Source organism: Arthrobacter sp. TB 26, from assembly GCF_000427315.1.
Taxonomy (GTDB): Bacteria; Actinomycetota; Actinomycetes; order Actinomycetales; family Micrococcaceae; genus Arthrobacter.
The window spans coordinates 1-1008 of record NZ_AUPJ01000166.1; the positions used below are offsets into that span (position 1 = coordinate 1).

A 1008-nucleotide genomic window follows, 5' to 3' on the forward strand; every position below is an offset into this window, starting at 1 on the left:
GGCGGCGAGCCGTCCCGCGGCGGCAACAAGCGCTGCAGCAATGCACTGCTCCGGAACACCGGCTTCGACTTCCGGTACCCCAGTTTCCGCGAGGGATACCGGGCTATCCTTGCCGGAGCGGGAGTCCGGCACCCCTGACCCGGGGTTTGGAGTTCACCACCATTTCTTTAAGGGGAACGATGGATTTTAAGGACATTATCCAGGCGGTCGGCGGGTACATGGACATCGCCGGTGTGGCTGTCATGGTGCTCGGCGCCGTCGTCTCGGTCCCGATGGCCCTGCGCGGTTTCCAGCCCCGCAAGCTCCCGAAAGGATCCGCACCGCTGTCGGTGTACCGCTCGTACCGGCAATTGCTGGGCCGTTCGATCCTGCTCGGGCTCGAGCTCCTGGTCGCGGCGGATATCATCCGGACTGTCGCCGTCACACCAACCTTCGAAAGCGTGGGTGTGCTGGCCATCATTGTGCTGATCCGGACCTTCCTGAGCTTCTCACTCGAGCTCGAAATTACCGGCCGCTGGCCCTGGCAGAAACAACCCGAGGGGGCCTCCGCGGCCGCTGAACCAGCGGACCGCGACCGATGAGAGGTGATCCCTGGCCCGTGGCCCCTGCGCTTCCGACCCCGATCATCATGGATCAGCGGTGGACAGATGCGGTCTTCCTGCACTGGCGGATCCCCCATGCCGTCGCTGCCTCGTTCATGCCGCCGGGTGTCGTCCCGGACACCTTCGACGGGTCCGCCTGGGTGGGGCTGATCGGATTCCGCATGCAGGGCGCCGGCCTGGGCCGCGGGCCGGGGATCCCCTATTTCGGGAGCTTCAACGAGATCAACGTGCGCCTCTACTCCCGGGAGCCCGACGGCGCCCGGGGCGTCGTGTTCCTGAGCCTGGATGCGACGCGTTTGGCGGTGGTTCTGGCGGCCCGGGCGGCCGGGATTCCGTATGTGTGGTCGCGTGCGGGCTTCCGTGGTGCCGGGGCGTTGGATCCGTTGGCGGGCGCTGTTCCGGCGGG

2 protein-coding genes and 1 pseudogene are annotated in these 1008 nt (G+C 67.0%); all 3 read left to right on the forward strand.

The genetic code is table 11. From position 1 onward, the window contains the following. A pseudogene (locus tag K789_RS26070) lies at window positions 1-138 on the forward strand (SDR family NAD(P)-dependent oxidoreductase); the annotation flags it as partial. 41 nt (window positions 139-179) lie between these two features. Continuing rightward, window positions 180-581 carry a DUF1622 domain-containing protein gene (locus K789_RS0105635; RefSeq protein ID WP_024365910.1) on the forward strand — a complete coding sequence of 134 codons (402 nt, stop codon included), beginning with the start codon at window positions 180-182 and terminating at the stop codon, window positions 579-581. Further along, window positions 578-1008, forward strand: a 431-nt coding sequence (locus K789_RS22415) for a DUF2071 domain-containing protein (protein WP_029704577.1), incomplete at its 3' end; no start/stop codon positions are given. The genes K789_RS0105635 and K789_RS22415, both read left to right, overlap by 4 nt.

Coding starts and splice junctions, on each gene's coding strand:
- K789_RS0105635 (WP_024365910.1), top strand. CDS start 180: ATGGATTTTAAGGACATTATCCAGGCGGTCGGCGGGTACATGGACATC.